The 21,579-nt window shown below is 44.6% G+C and carries 20 protein-coding genes; 5 read left to right on the plus strand and 15 right to left on the minus strand.

Going from position 1 to position 21,579, the window contains the following annotated elements; all coding sequences use genetic code 11:
* Positions 1–321: 321 nt before the first annotated feature.
* From MZO41_RS11540 to MZO41_RS11555, 4 genes are all read right to left on the minus strand, one after another.
* Entirely contained in the window at positions 322–540 is a 219-nt protein-coding gene (locus MZO41_RS11540; protein WP_003642248.1) for a P8 family protein, read from the minus strand.
* A gap of 94 nt (positions 541–634) precedes the next feature.
* Entirely contained in the window at positions 635–1,435 is an 801-nt protein-coding gene (locus tag MZO41_RS11545) for a matrixin family metalloprotease (RefSeq protein ID WP_252129685.1), read from the minus strand.
* A 232-nt stretch (positions 1,436–1,667) separates the two neighbouring features.
* Complete coding sequence (locus tag MZO41_RS11550; RefSeq protein ID WP_003642250.1) at positions 1,668–2,153, minus strand: GtrA family protein; 486 nt, start codon at positions 2,151–2,153, stop codon at positions 1,668–1,670.
* Between the two features lie 404 nt (positions 2,154–2,557).
* Positions 2,558–3,229 (minus strand): helix-turn-helix domain-containing protein, encoded by a 672-nt coding sequence (locus MZO41_RS11555; protein WP_013355907.1) that lies wholly within the window; start codon positions 3,227–3,229, stop codon positions 2,558–2,560.
* A 329-nt stretch (positions 3,230–3,558) separates the two neighbouring features.
* Here MZO41_RS11555 and MZO41_RS11560 point away from each other — a divergent pair, with 329 nt between their 5' ends.
* From MZO41_RS11560 to MZO41_RS11570, 3 genes are all read left to right on the plus strand, one after another.
* Positions 3,559–5,151: an Nramp family divalent metal transporter gene (locus MZO41_RS11560; RefSeq protein ID WP_003642253.1), complete on the plus strand. Its 1,593-nt coding sequence runs from the start codon at positions 3,559–3,561 to the stop codon at positions 5,149–5,151.
* Complete coding sequence (locus tag MZO41_RS11565) at positions 5,151–5,582, plus strand: universal stress protein (protein WP_003642254.1); 432 nt, start codon at positions 5,151–5,153, stop codon at positions 5,580–5,582. The genes MZO41_RS11560 and MZO41_RS11565 overlap by 1 nt, the downstream gene beginning before the upstream one ends.
* A gap of 122 nt (positions 5,583–5,704) precedes the next feature.
* Positions 5,705–5,977, plus strand: coding sequence for a hypothetical protein (locus tag MZO41_RS11570; RefSeq protein ID WP_003643353.1), 273 nt, complete (start codon positions 5,705–5,707; stop codon positions 5,975–5,977).
* A gap of 78 nt (positions 5,978–6,055) precedes the next feature.
* On the opposite strand, the gene MZO41_RS11575 is transcribed toward MZO41_RS11570, so the two are convergent.
* The 7 genes from MZO41_RS11575 to MZO41_RS11605 form a co-directional block, all read right to left on the minus strand.
* Positions 6,056–6,736, minus strand: a complete 681-nt coding sequence (locus MZO41_RS11575) for a TVP38/TMEM64 family protein (protein WP_003642256.1) — start codon at positions 6,734–6,736, stop codon at positions 6,056–6,058.
* A 15-nt stretch (positions 6,737–6,751) separates the two neighbouring features.
* A complete protein-coding gene (locus MZO41_RS11580) occupies positions 6,752–7,066 on the minus strand; it encodes an ArsR/SmtB family transcription factor (RefSeq protein WP_003643354.1) in 315 nt (104 codons plus the stop codon).
* Between the two features lie 23 nt (positions 7,067–7,089).
* Positions 7,090–7,656: a cadmium resistance transporter gene (locus MZO41_RS11585; protein ID WP_003643355.1), complete on the minus strand. Its 567-nt coding sequence runs from the start codon at positions 7,654–7,656 to the stop codon at positions 7,090–7,092.
* 891 nt (positions 7,657–8,547) lie between these two features.
* Positions 8,548–10,548 (minus strand): ABC transporter ATP-binding protein/permease, encoded by a 2,001-nt coding sequence (locus MZO41_RS11590; RefSeq protein ID WP_003642259.1) that lies wholly within the window; start codon positions 10,546–10,548, stop codon positions 8,548–8,550.
* Positions 10,549–10,923: 375 nt separating this feature from the next.
* Complete coding sequence (locus MZO41_RS11595) at positions 10,924–14,262, minus strand: alkaline phosphatase family protein (RefSeq protein WP_013355909.1); 3,339 nt, start codon at positions 14,260–14,262, stop codon at positions 10,924–10,926.
* 212 nt (positions 14,263–14,474) lie between these two features.
* Positions 14,475–14,837 (minus strand): hypothetical protein, encoded by a 363-nt coding sequence (locus MZO41_RS11600; RefSeq protein WP_003643357.1) that lies wholly within the window; start codon positions 14,835–14,837, stop codon positions 14,475–14,477.
* Between the two features lie 64 nt (positions 14,838–14,901).
* Entirely contained in the window at positions 14,902–15,738 is an 837-nt protein-coding gene (locus MZO41_RS11605; RefSeq protein ID WP_003642262.1) for a metallophosphoesterase family protein, read from the minus strand.
* Positions 15,739–15,925: 187 nt separating this feature from the next.
* Here MZO41_RS11605 and MZO41_RS11610 point away from each other — a divergent pair, with 187 nt between their 5' ends.
* Positions 15,926–16,240, plus strand: a complete 315-nt coding sequence (locus MZO41_RS11610; RefSeq protein WP_022638467.1) for a hypothetical protein — start codon at positions 15,926–15,928, stop codon at positions 16,238–16,240.
* 130 nt (positions 16,241–16,370) lie between these two features.
* Positions 16,371–17,192, plus strand: a complete 822-nt coding sequence (locus MZO41_RS11615) for a helix-turn-helix domain-containing protein (RefSeq protein ID WP_003642264.1) — start codon at positions 16,371–16,373, stop codon at positions 17,190–17,192.
* 202 nt (positions 17,193–17,394) lie between these two features.
* On the opposite strand, the gene MZO41_RS11620 is transcribed toward MZO41_RS11615, so the two are convergent.
* From MZO41_RS11620 to MZO41_RS11635, 4 genes are all read right to left on the minus strand, one after another.
* Positions 17,395–17,841, minus strand: coding sequence for a PTS glucose transporter subunit IIA (locus tag MZO41_RS11620; protein ID WP_003642266.1), 447 nt, complete (start codon positions 17,839–17,841; stop codon positions 17,395–17,397).
* A gap of 452 nt (positions 17,842–18,293) precedes the next feature.
* Positions 18,294–18,620: a PTS sugar transporter subunit IIB gene (locus MZO41_RS11625; RefSeq protein ID WP_003642267.1), complete on the minus strand. Its 327-nt coding sequence runs from the start codon at positions 18,618–18,620 to the stop codon at positions 18,294–18,296.
* Positions 18,621–18,643: 23 nt separating this feature from the next.
* Positions 18,644–20,116, minus strand: a complete 1,473-nt coding sequence (locus tag MZO41_RS11630) for a PTS sugar transporter subunit IIC (RefSeq protein ID WP_003642268.1) — start codon at positions 20,114–20,116, stop codon at positions 18,644–18,646.
* Positions 20,116–21,498 carry a glycoside hydrolase family 1 protein gene (locus MZO41_RS11635; RefSeq protein ID WP_003643358.1) on the minus strand — a complete coding sequence of 461 codons (1,383 nt, stop codon included), beginning with the start codon at positions 21,496–21,498 and terminating at the stop codon, positions 20,116–20,118. Before MZO41_RS11635 ends, MZO41_RS11630 begins: the two co-directional genes overlap by 1 nt.
* Between the last annotated feature and the right edge of the window lie 81 nt (positions 21,499–21,579).

Here is a 21,579-nt window from a genome sequence, read left to right on the forward strand (position 1 = left end):
AAAATAGTGGTGCTCATCAAGGTCCTTCTTTCTAATGGATTGTGTGGTAACACCATTAAAGACCTTGATGGGTTTTTCTGTCCACTTAAATGTTCAACTTAAATTTTACAATCTGCCATTAATTAAAAGGTAAACCACTACGGGCTCATAGTGTCGACAGTAATTCAAAAAAATTATTTTTGGTCTTGATTAGCTTCGGTTGAGAGGCCCCCCTGACCAACCAGCTTATTCAGCCGGATTAAAAGCATAAAAAAAGAACTGATTACTAAACTGGCAATCAGTTCCCATTCAAAAATTAGGCCGTCATGGTCGTTATTCTAGTTAAGCCTTTAAGAGTTTTTCAACTTCGCTCTTGAGCTTAGCTTCGTCCATACTCATATAAGGCGCTACTTCGTCAGCCGTCTTGTCAGTATCATGACTATCAGCGTCCATAAAGTGATTCCAAATCGCATCCCGTACGGGTAACTTAGAGTCGCTCCAATCAAACACGTCCGTCATCTTTTCGTCTAACATACTGTTCATTTCAACTGCTGCAGCCATACTAAAACAACTTCCTTTCTAATTTTTGATACACCTTGATTATAGGTCAAAATTTGAAAAGTGGTTAAATTTTGTTTGGTATTACGAAAATAAATTACGCATTCTTTTGATAAATTGTTTCCAGGGCCGCAATATCAGCACTTGACAACGTGCTCTTACCTTGTGAAACCGGGTACATCACGGATTCAGTCGATGAACTGTGATCCAACCCTAACGCATGACCTAACTCATGAACTGCGACCGATTTACTGAAAGCTGAGGCGTATGAGCCGTTAAGACTAGCCGTCGCGTTATTCCAATATTGGATACCTCGCCAGCTAATTTGCTTAGTAATATCAGGGCCACCATGACCAAGTTCAACACTGGTCGCACCAGTCGTCATTTTTTTATGATACATCGAAAAAGTCACTGAATTTTGTGACCCGCTGGCTTGACCAGCTACCAGATGGACTAACCCAGTCTGGTTATAAGTCGCGACAGCTTCAAGAAAGACCTGCCGGGCCGCTTTGGGAACATTATGATCGAAGGAATAATAATACGTCTTCTTTAAAGTGGCGTTCTGCACGATCGATTCAATCGGTGTTGCTTGCGTTGTTGAACTAGTTGCTTGCGAACTCGAGCTAGTGACCGAACTGGCACTCGCAGTCTTATCCGTCTGCTGACTTGATGATTGCTTACTTGAGTTAGTCGCCGAATCTTCGGTAGCACTGCTAGTATCATCAGCACCCAACAAATGACTAGATAAGTCACCCGACAAGGCAGCCGCTAGATTCTGACGACTCGTCTGATATAAAGCTGCCGCGCGCGGGGCAAGCGTATCATAGTTGCGCCACCCAAATAACACGAGGCCGATTAGACACAGCGCTTTGATTCCGCGCATTAGATTTTTTAGCATGCTGTGCGCTCCTCTTAATTTTTTAACATGGTGACAAGCAATAATTTAAGTTTATTAAACCACATGACACCCCACTTAAACATAGCTCTTAGTGAATCATTAAGAATATTTAGGATTACCGCAATCTACTTGTAATCTTAATCCGCTTTCACACACCTACTCGTCATTCTAACAACCGCGGCACCCCACTGAACAAAAAAAGACGTGAATTTTCATTCCCGTCTTGATGTGGCTACTTATTTCGAAAAACATACAGTTTCGAGAACAAGAAGTTCCCAATGATGGCGCCGGCCTGCCCAAGAATCTTGGCTAGTACCGCCGAGCTCCCCAATACTGACATCAACAACCATAAAATAATCGCTTCAACGACGTACGTCACTATCCGGGTCGCATAGAACTTACCCATTTCACGATAAACGTGGTGTGAATGATGGTCGAACACTTTCAAGCGGTCCACCCAGAACGCGACTTGAACGGCAATGACCCAGGAAATAACATTAGCGACCTGGTATTCGAGTCCGATTAGGTGGTACATCGTATAGAAAGTTGCAAAGTTGACCGCAACACTGATCAATCCCCACAAGATATAGCGAATCGCCTGATTACGGGTTTCTTTAACGGGTGAAATAATTTTTTTATCTAATTCTGCTGCTGGCTCTAAAATTTCAGTAACCGTTTCCTCATTTTGATCAACTTTAATCGAATCTGGCTTACTCATGGTTACTACACCTGACTTTCTTCACTTAAACATGATTATTGTGAAAGAATTCTGTTTAAGTTGTATCTTCATTTTTATGAGTAAAAATAACACAACTTAATCTTAGCACAGCAGTTAACTATTGGCGATGGCAACTATTCAGTTTTACCCCAATAATTCACATACACAAAACGCCAACCAGCTTTAACTGTCCACATCAGCTAATTCTGCAGCTAGTTGGCATCATCATGGGGCCGTTGCACATCAACGAATAACCAAAATCTGCGACAATCATGAATTAAAAACGGCTTGCCGTAGCCGATAACTCATCATTATCATAGGTGCCAAAATGATCGTTGAGCGTGACTCGATTGCTGCTAAATAGTGGTCGCAGCATTTAATAACACCATCCACAACCTGAACGCCTAATCTGAAGTCTTTCTCGCCCGATTGAGCGGAATTTCAATCGCCATCACGGCCGCCGCTGTCCAAATAAAGAGATGCAAGAAGTCACCAACTAATTTTCCGCTCACATTCCCCGCTAAATATGCACCAGCATGTTGATTTAAGAACTGGGTTGATGGGATCTGACTAGCTAGTTGTGGCCACACCAACGCGATATTTAAAACCGCCAACATCGTAATAACCCCCACTAATTGCCACGCCTGGCGTTTAGTGGTTGCCCAATCATCAAAATAATTATAATTCATAATCAACGTCGTGGTCATCACAATCAACCCACCATTAATGACCATCGTCACGATGCCGTCGTTCCAATGCAAAAAATAGTGCAAATAGCTTAAAAATAGTAGGCCAACGACTAAGTCATAACTGATTGCCACCAAGCGCTGCTGCCGCCGATTATTTGCCGACTGAGCCTCGTAGTGTTTTAACATCCCTAAATCTCCCTTCAATAGTTGATCGACTGAAAAATCATACGCCATACTAATTTGCACCAACATGCCAATATCTGGATAGCTTCGACCATTCTCCCAGCTTGAAATCGTCTGTCGTGAAACGTGTAATTGTGTCGCGATGTCAGTTTGAGTCATCTTCTTTTGTTGCCGAATAATTTTTAAATTATCTAAAAAATTCATTTTCACACCTCCAAGCACATCGTACGCGACGGGTGATTGTTCGGCAAGATAAGTTTCTAAGCAAGTCGATGAAGCCGGCGATTTGCGCGTGTTGTATTTTTTGAGAATCGCGAACCAAAACGCTACGACAATGATTTCCGTCATAGCGTTTTAGTCTGCTTGGTTGACTGCTTAGTAAGTTAAAAATATTATTATCAATTAGAATGTTTTATATCAAACTGTTTTAATTATTTTGTAGGCATACCTAAAAAAGTATTTCCATTTACTTTTATTTATTGTACAATGACAACGGCTCAAAGATTTAGAGATATAGAAAGGTGGTCTTTTAATTGAGCGAAAAGACGAACACCCCAAACCGGAAGCATAAATTGATTGAATATGCTAACGGCCCCTCACTAGAGGAAATTAACGGTACCATCGAGGTTCCCAAGAATCTGAACTTCTGGAAAACCCTCTTTGCGTATTCAGGTCCTGGTGCCTTAGTTGCGGTAGGTTACATGGATCCCGGTAACTGGTCAACTTCCATCACCGGTGGTCAAAACTACCAATACATGCTAATGTCTGTCATCTTGATATCAAGTTTGATTGCGATGCTACTACAATACATGGCGGCTAAACTTGGTATCGTGAGTCAGATGGATCTGGCCCAAGCGATTCGGGCGCGGACGAGTAAATCACTCGGAATCGTCTTGTGGATTTTAACCGAATTAGCCATCATGGCGACCGACATTGCCGAAGTTATCGGTGCTGCGATTGCCCTCTATTTATTATTCAACATTCCGTTAGTCATTGCGGTGTTTATTACCGTGCTTGACGTTTTAGTTTTGCTATTATTGACCAAAATCGGTTTTCGGAAAATCGAAGCCATCGTGGTTTGTTTGATTTTAGTTATCTTATTCGTATTCGTTTATCAAGTCGCACTGTCCAACCCTGATTGGGGCGGTGTGATCAAGGGCCTAGTCCCAACCGCTGACACTTTCTCGACAAGTCGTTCAGTAAACGGTATGACGCCACTTTCTGGTGCTTTAGGGATTATCGGTGCCACCGTCATGCCACACAATTTGTACTTACATTCAGCCATCTCACAAACGCGGAAGATTGACCACAACGATGAGGAAGATGTCGCGCGGACCGTTAAATTCGCTGCTTGGGATTCCAATATCCAACTTTCATTCGCTTTCGTGGTTAATTCACTATTATTGATTATGGGCGTTGCCGTCTTTAAGAGTGGCGCTGTTAAAGATCCTTCATTCTTCGGTCTTTATGAAGCATTATCCAATACATCAATGTTAAGCAATGGTATTTTAATCAGTGTTGCTAAATCTGGGGCGCTCTCAGCCCTCTTCGCCATCGCGTTACTGGCTTCTGGGCAAAACTCCACAATTACCGGTACGTTAACTGGGCAAGTCATCATGGAAGGGTTCGTCCACATGCGGATGCCACTCTGGTTACGGCGGTTAGTGACCCGGTTGATCTCCGTTATTCCCGTCCTCATTTGCGTGCTATTAACTAGTGGTAAGAGTGCAATCGACGAGCATACTGCATTGAATAATCTGATGAATAACTCACAAGTCTTTCTGGCTTTCGCCCTTCCATTCTCCATGTTGCCACTATTAATGATGACTGACAGCGCGGCAGAAATGGGCAAACGATTCAAAAACTCACTTTGGATCAAAGGTTTAGGTTGGTTATCCGTCATCGGTTTGACTTTCTTAAACTTACTCGGTCTACCAGATTCAATCTTAGGCTTCTTTGGCGATAATCCTTCAGCTGGCGAACAGACTTTTTCTAAAATTCTAGCCTACCTTTTGATTGCCGCTATCTTAGCCCTACTTGTCTGGACCGTCTTCGACCTACAACGCGGTAACAAACGTTACGTTGAACAGCAACTTGCTGCAGCAGCAAAGGAGGCCAACAAATAATGGCGACTAAATTCAACCGGATTCTCGTTGGTGTTGATGATTCTGCCGATGCTTTACTTGCTTTTGACTATGCAATCCACCAAGCGAAGCAAGATGGTGCCGAACTGGTCATTATCTCGATTCTTGAAAATGATGAAATGAACGTCTATCAAGCGCTCAGTAAAGACTACATTCATGGGGAACGCCAAGAACTTGAACAGCATATATTGAAATATCAAAAGCAAGCCCAAGCTGCTGGCGTTACCAAAGTCCACGCAATGATTGCGGAAGGCGAACCTGGTGAGACCATCGTTAAGGAAGTCATCCCCCACGTTCAACCGGACTTACTCATTATTGGCTCCCTAGCCAAAAAGGGGATTGCCAAACACTTTGGTAGCCAAGCTGCTTATATGGCAAAATACGCACCGATTTCAGTTTTAGTTATTCGTTAAATCAATTAAAATAACCTCAAAACCCCCGTTTTCAATGTGAAAACGGGGGTTTTAGGTTAACAAAACATTATTTGACTATTAACCTAAACATACTATAATAGTCACTGAAGGGGGATTCGATTATGACACCAAACGAAACCTACGACGCATTAGAACAATGGCACTTATTACCGGCGACTAATTTTACCTGGCGGCCCTTCACCGCTACCGCTATTTATGTTGACAGCCCGCATGCGCAGCGTGTCTATCAGCTAGACTTAGCTGACGACACGGTCGAGATCTTTCAGGCCGATCCAGGCTCAGAACTGTCTGAACATTTCTTACCATATAAGACAGTTACACTGACCACAACTCAAATCAATCAATTCAAGCATACCCAGCCAGTTGCATCATAACGGCTACGGGCAAAGCGGCGGGCACACCCTCTTAGTCAATGATTAAGAAGGCGTGCCCGCCGCTTATAATTTCAATTATTAATGATCCAAATCAACTGCTCGTTGACGATCATGGTGTATCAACCACAACAACCCCAATAAGAGCACCAAGAGTCCAACCAACATCAACGCATTCTTGAAGTGCGCTTTAATCAGTTCATCGCCACCCCAAGCATAGATAATCGCCGTGGGCATGCTGCCCAGTAGCGTTGCTGCGGCTAGCTGCCGGGGTGTCACCGCCGTTTCAATGGCCGCTAAACTAACTAATGACGTTGGAATAAACGGTATCGTATACCCAATCACGATTCCTAATAAGGGGTGCCGCATCTTACCAATGGCCGTCACGAGTTTTGACGGCTGTTGATCACGTCGAGCCGTTACCCGTCCGAAAAAGCGTTGTGCAATCAAGTTGCCCAGCGTAATGCCAATAATATTTAACACTGCCCCAAGCCCTTTGCCGAAACAGATGCCAGCAACGACACTGATCGTCGCCACGGGGGCACCTGGAATAATTGAAAAGCAAATCAATAAGGGAACTACTAATAAAATATCAATCGCGCGGTGCCGTCGAACTTGGGCCACCAGTGCTGATTGATCAAATACCCGATGCTGAATGATCTCCCAAGTACCATGATAGCGATAGATCAACAGTCCAATTAATAGTAATGCTAGCAGTACTGCCCCACTGATAAGCTGTCGTTTCGTTATCTTAACCTTCACAACTTCCTCCCGTCATTAATCATGATGCGGTTCATGTTTAATTTCATGAGCCACATGTCCAATCATGGCATCAACCATTTCCAAAATATGGGGATCGTCTAGACAATAGTAGACATGCTTCCCCCGCTTCGTTTTAGATACCAACTGATACTGAAACAAAATTGCTAACTGATGCGAGACTAATGGCTGCGCCAAATGAACATGTTCAACGATTTGCGTGACGTCCGCTTCATGGTGTTCTAAAAAAATTAGGATTTTAATCCGATTAACATTACTCAATACTTTGTATATTTTAGCCGCCTCAGTTAATAGTGGCCCGCTGACCTCCATGCCAATTCCTCCGTTCTCACCAATCATAGGAATGCGATTAAATGGCTAATTAGCCCACTATCCCAGAAAACATATAAGCCAATCACCACGTAACAAATTTTCATCAACCGTTCACCATGAGCCGCTATTTGCTTTTGAACAGCCTTGATTTCCGCCACCTGGTTAATGATAAGCACGACAAGCATCGTCAATATACCAATAAATCCTAAAGTCATCACAAAGTGTACCATGCTTTCCCCAACGAGCACAGGTAAAAAGATCGATAAATTACAACCAGCACATACGGCCAAATAAGTAACTAGTACGTTAATCACCGGCGACCCACCAGCCCGATCGGCGGTATCATCATCATCGTCGTGAAACGCAAGCCAAATCGGCAGCACACCCAAGAATCCTAATAACCATTCTGGCAAAAATAAGGTCAGTGCTTTACCCACAAAGAAGCTTGCCGTTAGTAGAATAAGATTGCCCAACAAATAGCCCAACAAGACCTGCCACAACCGATACTTCTTCAATAAAAAAACTAACATCAAGAAAAAATCCAAATTGACACTCAAAAACGTTAACGCTAAAACCCCATAATGCATCATTTCACCCACTTTTCTTTACGCGTTGTGCTAGTATTTAGCATCAACTGTGATTAAAACGTGCCAAGTTTAGATTGTTGTTCGTCAGCCGGTGCGCGTCCTAATCCGACCTCCAGGGCTGGGTGACAATTGCTGGAACGCAGCCGACGTCGATTTGAGCTAACGCATAACCCGCGTCATCTCAAATACGAGTCTTATTCTAAGCCGGAAGCAACCCACTTCCAGCTAAGAATAATTTGGCTACTGAGCATTGTCACCCAGCCCCTCCAGTCGGGAAGCCGCTCGAATGGCTGATGAACGGCCACTGAACTCGGTACAATTTGTCGTTGGCTATTTTGATACTGAACCCTTTCAGTTAAATATCAGAGTGCCTTCTCCACTTTTTCGAAATATTCAATTATTACTACGGTAATTTAGAAATAGTGAGTTATCACAAGACTTTTTCAATCTGACAGTTGATTGAGAAAACTGTCAGATTGAAAAACAACGACAAATTCAGCAAAAGTTGAGTACATCCCTATCAGCCATTCGAACGCTATCCCGACTGGAAGGTGTTTCTGACAATGCCCACCACGTTCCGGCAATTGGCAGAAATGCCTGGAGGTCGGTGTAGGACGAATTAACTAAACAAGTTTACGCTGAGTCGAACTTTCCCAGCGGTCCATAGCTGGCTGCTTTTGAACTTAAAAACTTGGCACGTTTTAATCACGATTCATGACAAATTGGCTCGCGCAATGTGTGTTCTATTTAGTTGTCTTCATTATATGTCAATTTCGACATATGTAAAGCAAATTAGCATCAAAGGCCCCACGCACAAAAAACGGTAATGAATCCCGTTCTGGGCTTCATTACCGTTTTACTAACAGACTATTTTAGTTAATGACTCACAATTACTTAATCAGCGGCGAGGGCATCGATTGGATTCAACCGAGCGGCGCGCCAAGCTGGTAAGATGGCTGCTAATAAAGCAATCACCAGGGCAATGATAAAGGTCGAGATAATATTACTTACCTGAATCTCAATCATATTGTAGCTGGCGATTTGGTAGAGGACCTTATTCAAGGCAGCTCCAATACCATAAGCAATTCCAGTAGCTAGTAGTGCACTGATGACCCCAATGATCAATGATTCACTCGTGAACAATCGCCGAATATCACGGCGACTTTCACCCAGCGCACGTAAGATTCCGATTTCTTTCTTCCGGGCACTGACCGACATGAACATGGTCACAATGATCATTAACGCTGAGACTAGTAGGGAAATTCCAGCGATTGCCGCCAAAATCGTGGTTGCTAAGTTAACATACGTATTGACCGTATCAAGCATGCTGGCAATACTGGTGGCACGGTAAACCCGTTTGCCATCAATCTTTAGCTTATTAATCTGCTTGGTTACAGCATCATTATGCTCCCGCGAATCAACTTTCACCGCAACTGAAGTTGGCTGCGTACTTAAATTCTTTGCTGACCGCATATTTTTCATAGTGGCGTAGGTCACGGCGTTCACACCACTTCCAGTCGTGCTGTCCGTGATCCCAGCAACCGTTAATTGCCGTTTAACCGTGACACTTTTACCACTCTTATTCGTTGTCTGAAAAGCCACAGTCACTTTCTTACCGACCAATTGCTTCCAATTCTTAGATGACCATTTCTTCGCCACACTACTCTTATCGACGACGATTTCATTCTTACCAGCCACGTGACCAGCTTTAATAATCGACTTCCGGTTAGAAGCCGTCCACGTTGTTAACGATGAAGCGGTGTAGTCTTTATTACCAACTGTAATTGTCGCGTTGCTTGCACTCAAAATTGGCTGAACGGTCTGAACATGCGCAACTTTTTTCAGTTTACTCAGTTGGGCCGTACTGAACGTTGGCTGATTGGTCGTCGTCACACTCGCTCCCATGGCAGCTGCCTGCTGGTTGCCTTCTTGGCTGCCGCCTCGCTGACTTTGACTCGATTTTTGATACCGACTCACTGTCACGACACGGGGATTGACCATATCATTGATTTCCTGATTAATATACCCCTTGAGGCCATTACCTAACCCGTTAAACAACATCACTGCGAATAAACCAATCGCTGTCCCAATGATAATAATCAAGTTCCAAGTCCAAGTATAGCGTAGATGTTTAAACGCCGTGTTCAGTGGCACATACCACGGTAACTTACGTGCCGCAATCTGTTGGCGATTTTCATCGACCGGATAAGCGGGTTTCACCCGCTCGTCATCCGTGATTTTACCATCAGCTAAGCGCACGATTCGAGTACCCGCATTCGCAACATCCTGCGAATGTGTCACACAAATTACAAGCCGACCTTCCGCCGCAATCTGATCCAAAATTTTCAAAACTTCCGTGGTATTTTCAGAATCCAATGCGCCAGTCGGTTCATCCGCGATAATAATCTGCGGATCACTCGCTAAAGCCCGGGCAATCGCAACTCGCTGCTTCTGGCCACCAGATAATTGGTTCGGGTACTTTTTAATTTGATCCGCTAACCCCACCTGAGTTAACAGTTGCTTAGCTCGTTGCTCACGTTCTGACCGATTTAACTTGGTCATATCTAACGAGATCAGGACATTGTCTAACACGGACAGATGGTTGATCAAATTATATGATTGATAAATATAACCGACTGTTTCACGCCGATACTGATCCATCTGTTTCTCTTGGTGATGATCTAACGCGGTTCCTTGCAATAACACTTGTCCCTGAAATTGCCGATCCAAGCCACCAATGATATTCATCAACGTTGACTTACCACCGCCAGATTCCCCTAAAATCGCAACGAATTCACCTCGTTCAAAAGTTAGATTAATCCCATTCAAGACTGGGAAAGCTTCCTTGCCTAAATAATAGGCCTTGTGAATATCTTTTAATTCTAAGTAGCTCATCCTCGCTCACCCTACCTTACTGTACGTCAATATCGTGTGCCAACTCCCCTTTATTTATATCAAGGGCTTTAACTGTGACTATTAGTCATTAAGTTTACCAAAAAAACAACTGTGGAAAAAATCTTATACCTTATTTTTATTGAATCTTATCATAGCACTTTAGTTAGACTATAACAACAAAAACTAACTATTAGGCTAAATAATTTGAAATTAATTATTAGGGAGTGACATTACAACCTGGTTCGCTCTGGTACTTCAACTGACGTCACCACCGTTGATCAGCGTGCACAAAAGGCAGTTTCGAGAAACACACCGTTCCCAGAAACTGCCTCATCCGTGCTTACTTCCAAAATTATCGTGCCAAGTTATATTTACCTAGGCGCGTCGCTTCCGCCACCAAACCGCGATTGCACCAGTCAGCATGAGGAACACACCGCCGGCGACTGCTAGCCAGCGTTGCACCGCTTCACCTGTCTGTGGTAACCAGCCGCTACCATGATGACCTGTCGAATGACTGCCATGATTAGTAGTTGCACTCGAGCTAGTTTCAGGCAATACCGTGCCACTCGTCACCCGATCCGTGACTGTACTTGCATGCGAACTAGCTGTACCGGCCGTCATTGAAGTGCCATTGTCGTTGGTGCTCGTTTTGTCTGCACCTGATGTATTAACTGTCCCACTCCCCGTGGTGCTAGTTTCATGCTTGTCGGGTTTGACAGCAGTCCCGTTGCCATTCGGTTTAGTTGTGCTACTACCATTTTTGTCCGGCTTAACGGTAGTACCATTGCCACCTGGTTTAGTCGTGTTGCTACCATTTTCATCCGGTTTAACGGCAGTACCGTTACCATCTGGTTTAGTTGTCGTGCTGCCATTTTCATCCGGTTTAACGGCAGTACCATTGCCATCTGGTTTAGTTGTCGCGCTACCATTTTCATCCGGTTTAACGGCAGTACCATTGCCATCTGGTTTAGTTGTCGTGCTACCATTTTCATCCGGTTTAACGGCAGTACCATTGCCATCTGGTTTAGTTGTCGTGCTGCCATTTTCATCCGGCTTGACCGCAGTACCATTGCCATCTGGTTTAGTCGTCGTGCTGCCGTTTTCGTCGGGTTTAGCCGTACTCGTCAGTGGATTATCATTATCCAAATCCACAAGCACTTCTGTACCGTCGGCAGTGGCAGCCATTGCTTGACTTAACATGATGGTCTTAGCCGCACGCGTCTTACTTGGTACGAGTTTAATCGTCACCAGGTCAGTCACGGGTTGGCTGGCACTGACTGTTAATCTTAATTGACCATTAGCGACCGTCTGCCGTAAAATCTGCACGCCGGTTGGAACCTTAACGTCAGCGACTTCCCGACCTGCTAAGTCCAATTGCAGATCAAATGCCGTCAGTTGCCGGTTTTGGTTATGAGTCAATTGAACTTTTGCTTCCTGATCATTGCGACTGAGCTTTAACGTTTCAACTGAACGTTTCTTCTTCGATAGGTCAGTCTGCTTAAGAAAAGCCGATGAGTCAAAGACCTGACTGTCAAACATCTGTGGTGTCTGTGGGACTTGCAAAGCATTCAGGATGAGCGCACTGATATCAGCATTGCTTCCACCATGCAAACGGCGGCCATTATCGACCGTTTCGCCACCGAGCGCCATGAAAATACTGCGGTTATATTCATCCCAACCACCATGATTCTTGCCAGAACCGCCATGATCAGCGTTGGCAATGACTAACGTATCATGAATGTGACCGGTTGCTTCAAGCTTATCCATTACTCGCTTGAACAGCGCATCATATTGCGCGTACTTATCCCAGTAATTGTCATTGTACCAGCCGTGACCGTGTCCCTGACCGTCCATATAATCACTTTGCATGTAGACTAACCCAGTACTTTGAAATTCTGGCGTGCCGATATAGTTAGCCACATCATCAAAGGATTTCAGCGAAGCTGACTGTTTAGTAGTCACCGCGGCATCTGGTTCAATGATGCTATTGACGATTGGTCCCCATTCTGAGAAAGCCGCAGCGCCCCGAGTTGGATTATCGGCTTGTAACATCTTAAATACTGATGGGAACATTGCTTGTGGTTTGTTAAAGTCTGCAAAGTATTCTTGTCCCATGGTCGCGTTAGTCCCTTGATATTCCTTAGGTAGCGTGTCCCATGGCCGACCATGTAACATGGAAATGTAGTTTTGTGCCGAAATCGCTGGTGAAACGGCCCGCGCTGACGTACTCATTGCAAACTGCTTATTGAATAAGTCCATCGTATACGTATTCCGACGTTTCTTCATGATTTCTGGGTTGGTTGTCCATACGGGAGTCTTAGTTCCTTGCTCCGCACCTTGTGCATAGTACATTCCCTTCGGATCCCAGGGGTTCCCACCACCATCAGTCGTTAAAACGACCACGTGTTTATAAGGCTTGATTTCAGCTGCTTTGGCGGCTGCCACTTTATCGGCTGCGTTTGCCAGGGCCACGTCACCAACACCAATAATCCCATCACCGTTGTAATCTAGCGCGTACTTACCTTGAATTTCAACAGTTTGGGCTGGCCCTAGTTCAATGGTTGTATCTTTAGTTAGCTGCTCAAACTTGATCTGCGTCTCACCAGCGGCCTTAGCTTTCAAATTAAGGTGCGCTAACCGCGTTTGCGCATACATTTTAAATTCAGCTTTTGAAAGGTTCGCCGTCGTAGTCAGGCGAATACGGCCAGGCGCAATCAGTTGGATCTGCGTCTTTCCCCCTTGTAAGAGACGTTCTGCACCGACATAGTCAAACTTAGCCGCATCATACACGACATCCATGGTGATTGGGGCGGCACCGGTAGCTTTAATTTTCCGGGCGTGTACATTAAGACCATAAATGTGCCCACTCGCAATTCGCTTCGGGCCAACGAGCTTCGTCGCAATCGTTTGGTCGACTGGTACGGGTGCGACCGGCTGCTTGCCGACCTGTGCTTCAACGTTCAATTGACTTACTTGTTGGGACGTCAATGTCTGATCGTACAAGCGGGCCTGTCTAATTTGACCGGTCATCATTGACTGAACGTGACTTCCAGGAACCGCGTCACCACCCAGCACAAAGTCTTTGGTTCCTTGTGCCAGCTTTAAATCACCGGGCATAGCCACTTGTTGGACTAACTGGCCATCCAAATACAAGCTAGCCGTCTTATTCTTATCGATCACACCAACCGCATGCACCCACTGCCCCTTATGTAAGGTGCCTTTAGGAGTCTTATAGCCGGAACCATCATGGGCGAAGAAAACGACTTGATTGTTTTGCACCCCAAGTCCTAAACCACCACCCTGTTGGCTAGAAAAGATCTCATGTTCACCATTGGCATCGGCGGCTGGATCATATTTAAAGTACGCCTCGATCGCCATCCCATTCTGTAACTTTGCAAACTGCTGATCCGTGAAGGTCGTGTAAAACGCTGATTTGCCATCCAAGTTCAACACTTGGTCGTTAAATTCAGGGTCCTTCGTCACGGCAGGCTGCCCATAGGTTTGCCACTGCGTCTGCCCAATTAAATCAACCAATTGTTGATTTTGAACTGCCAAACTCAAGGTTGCTGTTGGAACTGCCGGGCTGGCAACTGGTTCGGCAACTTGCTCACTCGGAGTCGCCATCGGGGTTACTGCAGCGACGGCCGGGGTCACCGTCGTTGTTAAGATTGCTGAACAAACTAATAAGGTCGTTAAAACACGCGGCTTTATCATTATAAAATTATCACTCCATCTTTTTTATCGTAAAACAAACTGCACTTTTAAGAATAGTTAAGGAATGTAAAGTGTTTAGTCAGATGTTTGTAAAGAAACGATATTATTTATGTTGCGATACTTTACCAGCCAGAAACTTGTCAACGACCCCAATCAAAAAAGCTCCCCACGTCTTGCTGGGAAGCCTGATAAGCTAATCTATTCCTGTCGCACTAAGCCGTTTGTTGATAGCCATTTGCAACCAGCTGATTTCTAAACCACGTCTCAAACATAAAACCATACCAAATATCGCCTAGTAACCCGATACTCATGACAACTTGGTCACTAAAAAACAGCTGCGTCACCATATTTAACGACAGCATGCCTAAGAATGGCACCGCCGTTTTCAGTAAGAAAAACGGGGTTCGACACCGCACACTGAACAGCGCATAAAACCACGTGAACAACAGGGCCCACACGTTAAAGTGCCCGTACACTTGCTTGGTACTGGTCTCGCCATTGATAGTCTTAGTAAACGTCATATCATGTCTAGCTCGCTTGTTAAAGCCAAACCATTCTGATGGTGCAAAGTTCATGAAAACCCTCCTCGTATCCTGTTCAATCATTATAAGAGTTAACTCACTAACTTACCACTAACTATCACGCTTGCATGCCAAAAAATCGTCGTACCTCATTAGCGTAATTAAACTTAGCGTTCAGTTTGCCCAATAAGGCTTGGTCATGGGTACTCGTAAAACCAGTCCGGCGAAGATGTTCATATAAGTCTAAATATGGTAATTGTTGTTCACGCGCAACGGTCAACTCAAGGCTAATATCATAATCAACTTTTCGAAAATCCACACTGATTCGACCCGCGTCATCCACCGTTAAGATTGCATAGTGAGCACGCTGATCAGCCATGAACTTAGCGTATGGACTATAAGGTTGGCCTGTCGCCCCGGGATTAATAATGAGCTGGCCCCGCTGACTCACCCGCATAATTTGTTGGTGGGTATGGCCGTAAACGGCCACATCCGCATCACCAGCTAGGTGATCAAAATTAGACTGGCGTTCATCCGGATACAGGTCGTGACCAGTCGAGCGTTCCGGCTGATTATGGGCCAGTTGAAAAGTTAACCCGTTCACGACCATCGTTGTCGCAATGGGCCGTTGCACTAATTCAGCGTAATGCGATTTGCTCAGATGGGTCACCAGATACGCGGTCAATCGTGCAAAATAAATCTGTGAAGGATCATCCAGTCGCCCGTTTCCAGTCATGACCGCATTAATCCCCTGTTCCCAATTACCTTGCAACCATACTGACGGCGCAGTGTCCGCTAAGGTCTGGTAGAGCTTTTCGGCACCCGGGCCGGGTAAGAATAGATCACCGAGGAACCAATAATCCGTCGCGGCTTGCTGACGCGCATCCGCCAACACAGCATTAAGCGCCGTCAAGTTTCCATGAATATCTGCCAGCACAGCAATCCGGTGTTGCATTTCTCGACACTTCCTTTTGCACATAATACTTCTAGTATACGCTGGCAATTTACACTTGTCGCATGATCTCTGTTAAGCCAGCTTATTAATTGGCCATAACAAGCGCAGATGGTCGTCATCACAACTATTTTCATGTATGCTAATAGTAATATTTAGTCTAATTAATACCTTGGAGGAGGCATTCAACATGCAACAATTAACACCATTAGCCGCCTATTCAGACTTGGCATTCGATTGGTCGATCGTTATTAATGAAGGGACTGCGGGACTAACGACCATTCGCCAGCATTTAGCAGCCACGCTTAGCGACTGCCTGGCCGCACACGTGACCATCCTTTGTCGACCTGCGATGTTTTTCCTGATCATTCACGACCACCGGCAAAAGGTTGCGATTCCCGGTCATATTTATCCCGGTACGGCACAACCTTATGAAATCCAACTAGACGGCTGGCCGGTAAATAATAGCACCGCTTTTATGACAATTATTCATAAATATCACTAAGCACTTGATACTACTTATCTGTCGTTACCACACCAATCGTCGAAAGTGCTAATATATTCAGTGTTAACAATGCGAGCGCTTCCCTCCCTATGTTAGAATATACTAAGAACCAATCAGGGGGGAAATCAAATTGCAGATTGATAAACAACAAGTTGGTAATCGTATTCACCAACTTCGAATTGCCGCTGGTTTAAGTATGGCCAAACTTGCATCTGCGATTGGCTTGGCTGGAAAAAGCACAATTAATGACTGGGAAAAGGGACGTACGCTAGCTAACGCGGACCGACTCGCTAAAGTAGCTGCGTACTTTGACGTATCCACTAATTACCTTTTATACGGTAGTTTGACTGAATATGTCACCGCTGTCTTTCAAAATGGTGGTCTCAATCATTCAGAATTCAATGTCCTACTATGGGAATATGTGGACCTAACTACGACCAATCCGAACATTCTTTCTAGTGACTTGTTCAGTTCGGCCTCACAGACTGAACAGGGCGTATCCGACCCAACTAAAATCGCGGCGACCTTGATTACACCGACTATCAATAATGCGATTCGGCAGATTGTTCCTGAAATCGTCCAACACTACCAACAAACGACAACCTACCCAGAACCTCAAGCCGTCATTCAGGCCGGTTGCTATGTCTTTCGTCACCGAATACAGATTATTCGGCGGACCTTTACGGGTAAATACAACCGGATCGTCCGCTTACTAGACAATGTCGATTTATACGAAAAGTTACAGCCAGACGATGACTTAAAGGCGTACTTGAATCAAACAACGGGGCCTAAAACTCAAGTTCAAAACGGTTATTCGTTGGATGAAAAGTATCAGCGCCAAATGAACAAAGTTATCACAGAATTTCACCAAGCACTCAATCGCATCAATGATGCCTACCAAGCTGAACTGATGGCTTGTGGACAAGGGCAGGCTCATTCTGCGGCAGATTGAGTTACTTGCAACCGCCAATCAAAAATCAACTGAACACGAAAACACACTTCAAACGTAGCAGCTTTGAAGTGTGTTTTCGTATTTAACAACTGCATTGCAATTGCTAGTTGACCTTGCATCAATCAACTATGGTGACGCGATGAAATTCATACTGACTCAGCTCATCGCAAACAATTACACACGATTAGTCCCCTCATCCGTCCTACTTAGCAACAACCGTGGCAACTTCTTGGTCGTGGCTCACTTGTCCACTTGTGGATAAACTGATTTTTTCAGCGGGTTGCCCACCTTTATCCACAACCACCAACACCGTCATATCCTCCCCATTTTCAGCAGCCTGCTCTTGATCCACAAAAGCGAGTGGTGTTTCTGGTGTCACTTGGTCGCCTTCATGAACATAAGTTGCCGGAGTTGCGCTGGTATTAACACCCATTCGTAACCGTACCGTCAGCTTTCCAGCTGCCAGCTCGATCGCATTTTGTTCCGGAATCAGGGCACTGACGGTTCCCGTTACTGGACTGAAGATATGGTGGCGTTCTGGTGTCACCGCAAACCCCGTCTGACCCGCAGCGACTGTGGCTAAATCTATCAGTGTGCCATCGACTGGTGCATATAATTTAACTTTTTTACCAAATGAAAATAGTCCCATGATAAAACCCTCCCGAATTTGATGAATAGATTTCCATAATGGCGCTGGCCAGCTACCGTTCTTTGATTACCTTTATCCTAACTGCTCGAACGGGTTTCAGGTCAAGGGTTTTATTTAATTTGTTTGATTAATAGCCATTTTGAATCAGCAGCCGTCCTTTAAAATTAAGCACTGCCAAAGTAACGTCCACACTACATGCTTCTCTCGCTTACTCGCCTGCACACCCTCGCAGTACCGTATCGCGGCCACAGCCACCACCAAAAAAATTCCCCACCAGCAATTAGCCAGTGAGGAATCGTAACATATATAACATCCTGAGATGCCCACCACCAAAACAATCTAGGATTTGGTTAGTGTTTGATTATCACTCGGACAAGTCCCAATCATGTTAAAGCAACCACCGCACACGTTGGTGATTCACGATTGCATTGACTTTCCCGGTTAAATCCTAATTATCTGTCGCCGAGTAACTTTTCAGCTGCTTGTAAGACATTTTCACCATTCATCATGCCATAGTCGGACATATTGATGATATCCATTGGAATCCCAGCCTTATCAGTCTTCTTCTTCACGTCATTCGCCATGTAGCGAACTTGTGGTCCTAATAACAAGACATCGGGATGCGGATCTTGACTCAGTTGATGGTCAATATCAGCCGCTGAGGTGGCAAAGATCTTGTAATCAACACCATCTTGCTTTGCCGCAGCTTCCATCTTAGACACTAATAGTGAGGTTGACATTCCCGCAGAACATGCCAACATAATAATTTTTTCAGCCATAATTATTTAATTCCTTTCTATAATTACATCTTTTCAATTTCAGCGTTACCAGCAGCAGCTTCCGCAGCGGCCTTTTCGCCTTCTTCCTTCGTTAAGATAGCATCGTACTTCTTAGCGAATGGGAAGTAAATTGCAGTTGACATGACCAACGTAATTGTTTGCCAGATAGCCATCTTCCAGCCACCAATCAGGAAGCCAGAAATGATTGCTGGGGTCGTCCACGGTGCCGCGAAACCATTCAATGGTGGCACAATGCCGAAGTAGATGACCAGATAAGTGGATAAGGCCACGATAACCGGTGTCAAGAAGAATGGAATTGCCAAGAATGGGTTCATCACGATCGGTAACCCGAACAAGAATGGTTCGTTAATGTTGAATAATGCTGGCACAAATTCAACTTTACCAATCGTCTTAAATTGAACGGACTTAGCAGCAAACAACGTAAAGATAACAAGTCCGATCGTAATCCCAGAACCAGTTAAGTTAATGAAGTTATTGTAGAATTCATTAGTTACAATGTGGGCACCTTGGGCAACGGTCAACTTACCTGCTTTATATAATGAAGCATTGTCGAACGTGTTCGGAATCAGTAACCCACTAGTAATGGCACCCATGATCAACCCACCATGGACCCCAAAGAACCAGAAGAATGGCACTAAGAACGCAATAACCAGCGCACCACCGAGTGAATCGGATAATCCTTGAAGCGGTGTTTGAAGAACCTTGTAAATAAATTGCAACATGTCAGTATTACCGAAAGCACTGAAGGCCGCAAAGATTAACATTGCAACAATCAAGATGACCCCGGCAGGAATCATGGCAGTAAATTGGTTGGCAACACTGGCTGGTACTTGTTCTGGTAGGGTAATCTTCCAACCTTTACGAATCATAGCGGAGTAAGCCCAACCAACTAAGATACCGACAATAATGGCAGCAATCATCCCCTGACCACCTAGCCAGGTAATATTAACAACCCCAGTAACGGGTGCTTGCACAAAATTTTGTAGGACCTTTGGTAATTTATCGATATTCTGTGAAACGGCGCTACCTGACATCACGACATTCCCAGCAGCATTGGTAATCCCAGTACCGGCTTTACCCATCGCAGCTACTAATGGATTGGCAATGTTAAGCGTTTGCAAAAGCAAGAATACGGCCATGGAAGTTAACCCAGCGGGCAGTGGTTCATACCCTTCGTTACGCACATACACATAGGCAATCCCAACGGCCGCCCAAAGTGAGAGAACCCCAAACGTTACTGTATAGGCCTGGTTAAAGAACGCTGCCCAACCAGAGGCCTTAATAACAGCAGCCACAGCTGGAATTGGAATATTAGATAAGATCAAGAATACGGACCCAATGATAATAAATGGTAAGGCGTAGACCATCCCGTCTTGTAAGGCTTTAACTGGTTTAGTGTTAACGAACTTCATTATTGGCGGTAAAACTTTGTTATTAATGAAATTGCTAACAGCACCATTACTACTATTTTCCATTACAATTCATCTCCATTTTTTGCTAGGACCCCTTGCAGCCAATAATATGACTTCTTGGGAACCCGCTTTAAGTCTTTTAGATCATGATTACTCCGGTTAACGTAAACAACTCCGTAACGTTTTTCGATATCTGCGTGTGAACTTGGAATATCAATCAAGCCCCAGCCGAGATAACCTAGTACCTTAGCGCCGTCGATCAACATGGCATCTTTCATCGCCTTGATATGTTCTTCATGATAAGTAATCCGCTCATCATCTTCGATCATATGCTGGCCATCCCAGTGCTCGCGTAACCCAATCCCATTTTCAATCGGGAACACGGGTACTTCGTACTGGTCATACAACTTGGTAATCAAGTTGCGGAAACCGAGTGGATCAATTGCCCAGCCCCATTCATTAGCTTGTAAAAAGCGGTTGGCCTCAAATGAATAATTGAGATAACGATTCGGAACGGCATCAACGGGTATTTTATCCCCGTTGATAACCGTTGAACGATAATAACTAAAGGCCAAAAAATCCGCTTTCATTTTGCCAATGATTGCTTCATCACCTGGTTGCAAATCATAATCGATGCCCTGTTGTTCAACGTAACGCAGGACTTCTGGTGAATAGTGCCCGTGCACGTAAGCGTCATTCAAGTTGTTGTTCAAAAATTCGTCACTCTTACGAGCCGCCATAATATCAATTGGCTTAGCTGTTTCTGGATAAACCGGGGTGTAAGCTAACATACCACCAATCTTCACGTCATCGTAGTTCTGATGAACAAAGTCATCTAGGCGCGCGTGCGCTAACATAGTATGGTGGAAAATCCGGTATAAGTCGTTAACACTTTGATCACCCTTGGTGTACCCTGAAATGTTGAAGACTTCGTCGGTAAAGTATAAATTATGTTCATTGAACACGATCCAATATTTAACCCGGTCAGCAAAGTGGGCAATCATCTTTTCACCAAAACGGACGAACGCATCAACGGTGTGGCGCGACATGAACCCGTTTTCATTTTCAGCTAAGGCTAACGGCATATCAAAGTGATACAGGCAAATCATCGGTGTAATCCCCCGTGCCAGCATCGCATCAACCAGCCGATCATAAAACGCAATCCCAGCGGCATTAAACTCACCATTACCATCTGGAACTACTCGTGACCATGAAATCTGAATTCGATACATATTCAAATGTAAGTCCTTCATCAAATCAAGGTCTTCCTCGTAACGATGATATTCATCAATGGCATCATGCCAATCCGAAGTGGTTGCTGTCGCAGGACGAACATCATAAACTGAACGACCCTTACCGTCTTCATCCCAAGCACCCTCAGTTTGCATACTTGACACTGAATTGCCCCAGAAAAAATCCTTGGGCATCTGTCGCTCCTTATCCATCAAACTCCTCCTCTGTGTCATTTATTTTGGAAAACGCTTTCCTCGTGAAATAATACTATCCTATTTCTATTTCAAAATCAA

The organism is Lactiplantibacillus sp. C232 (genome assembly GCF_023806725.1).
In the GTDB taxonomy this organism is placed as follows: Bacteria; Bacillota; Bacilli; order Lactobacillales; family Lactobacillaceae; genus Lactiplantibacillus; species Lactiplantibacillus plantarum.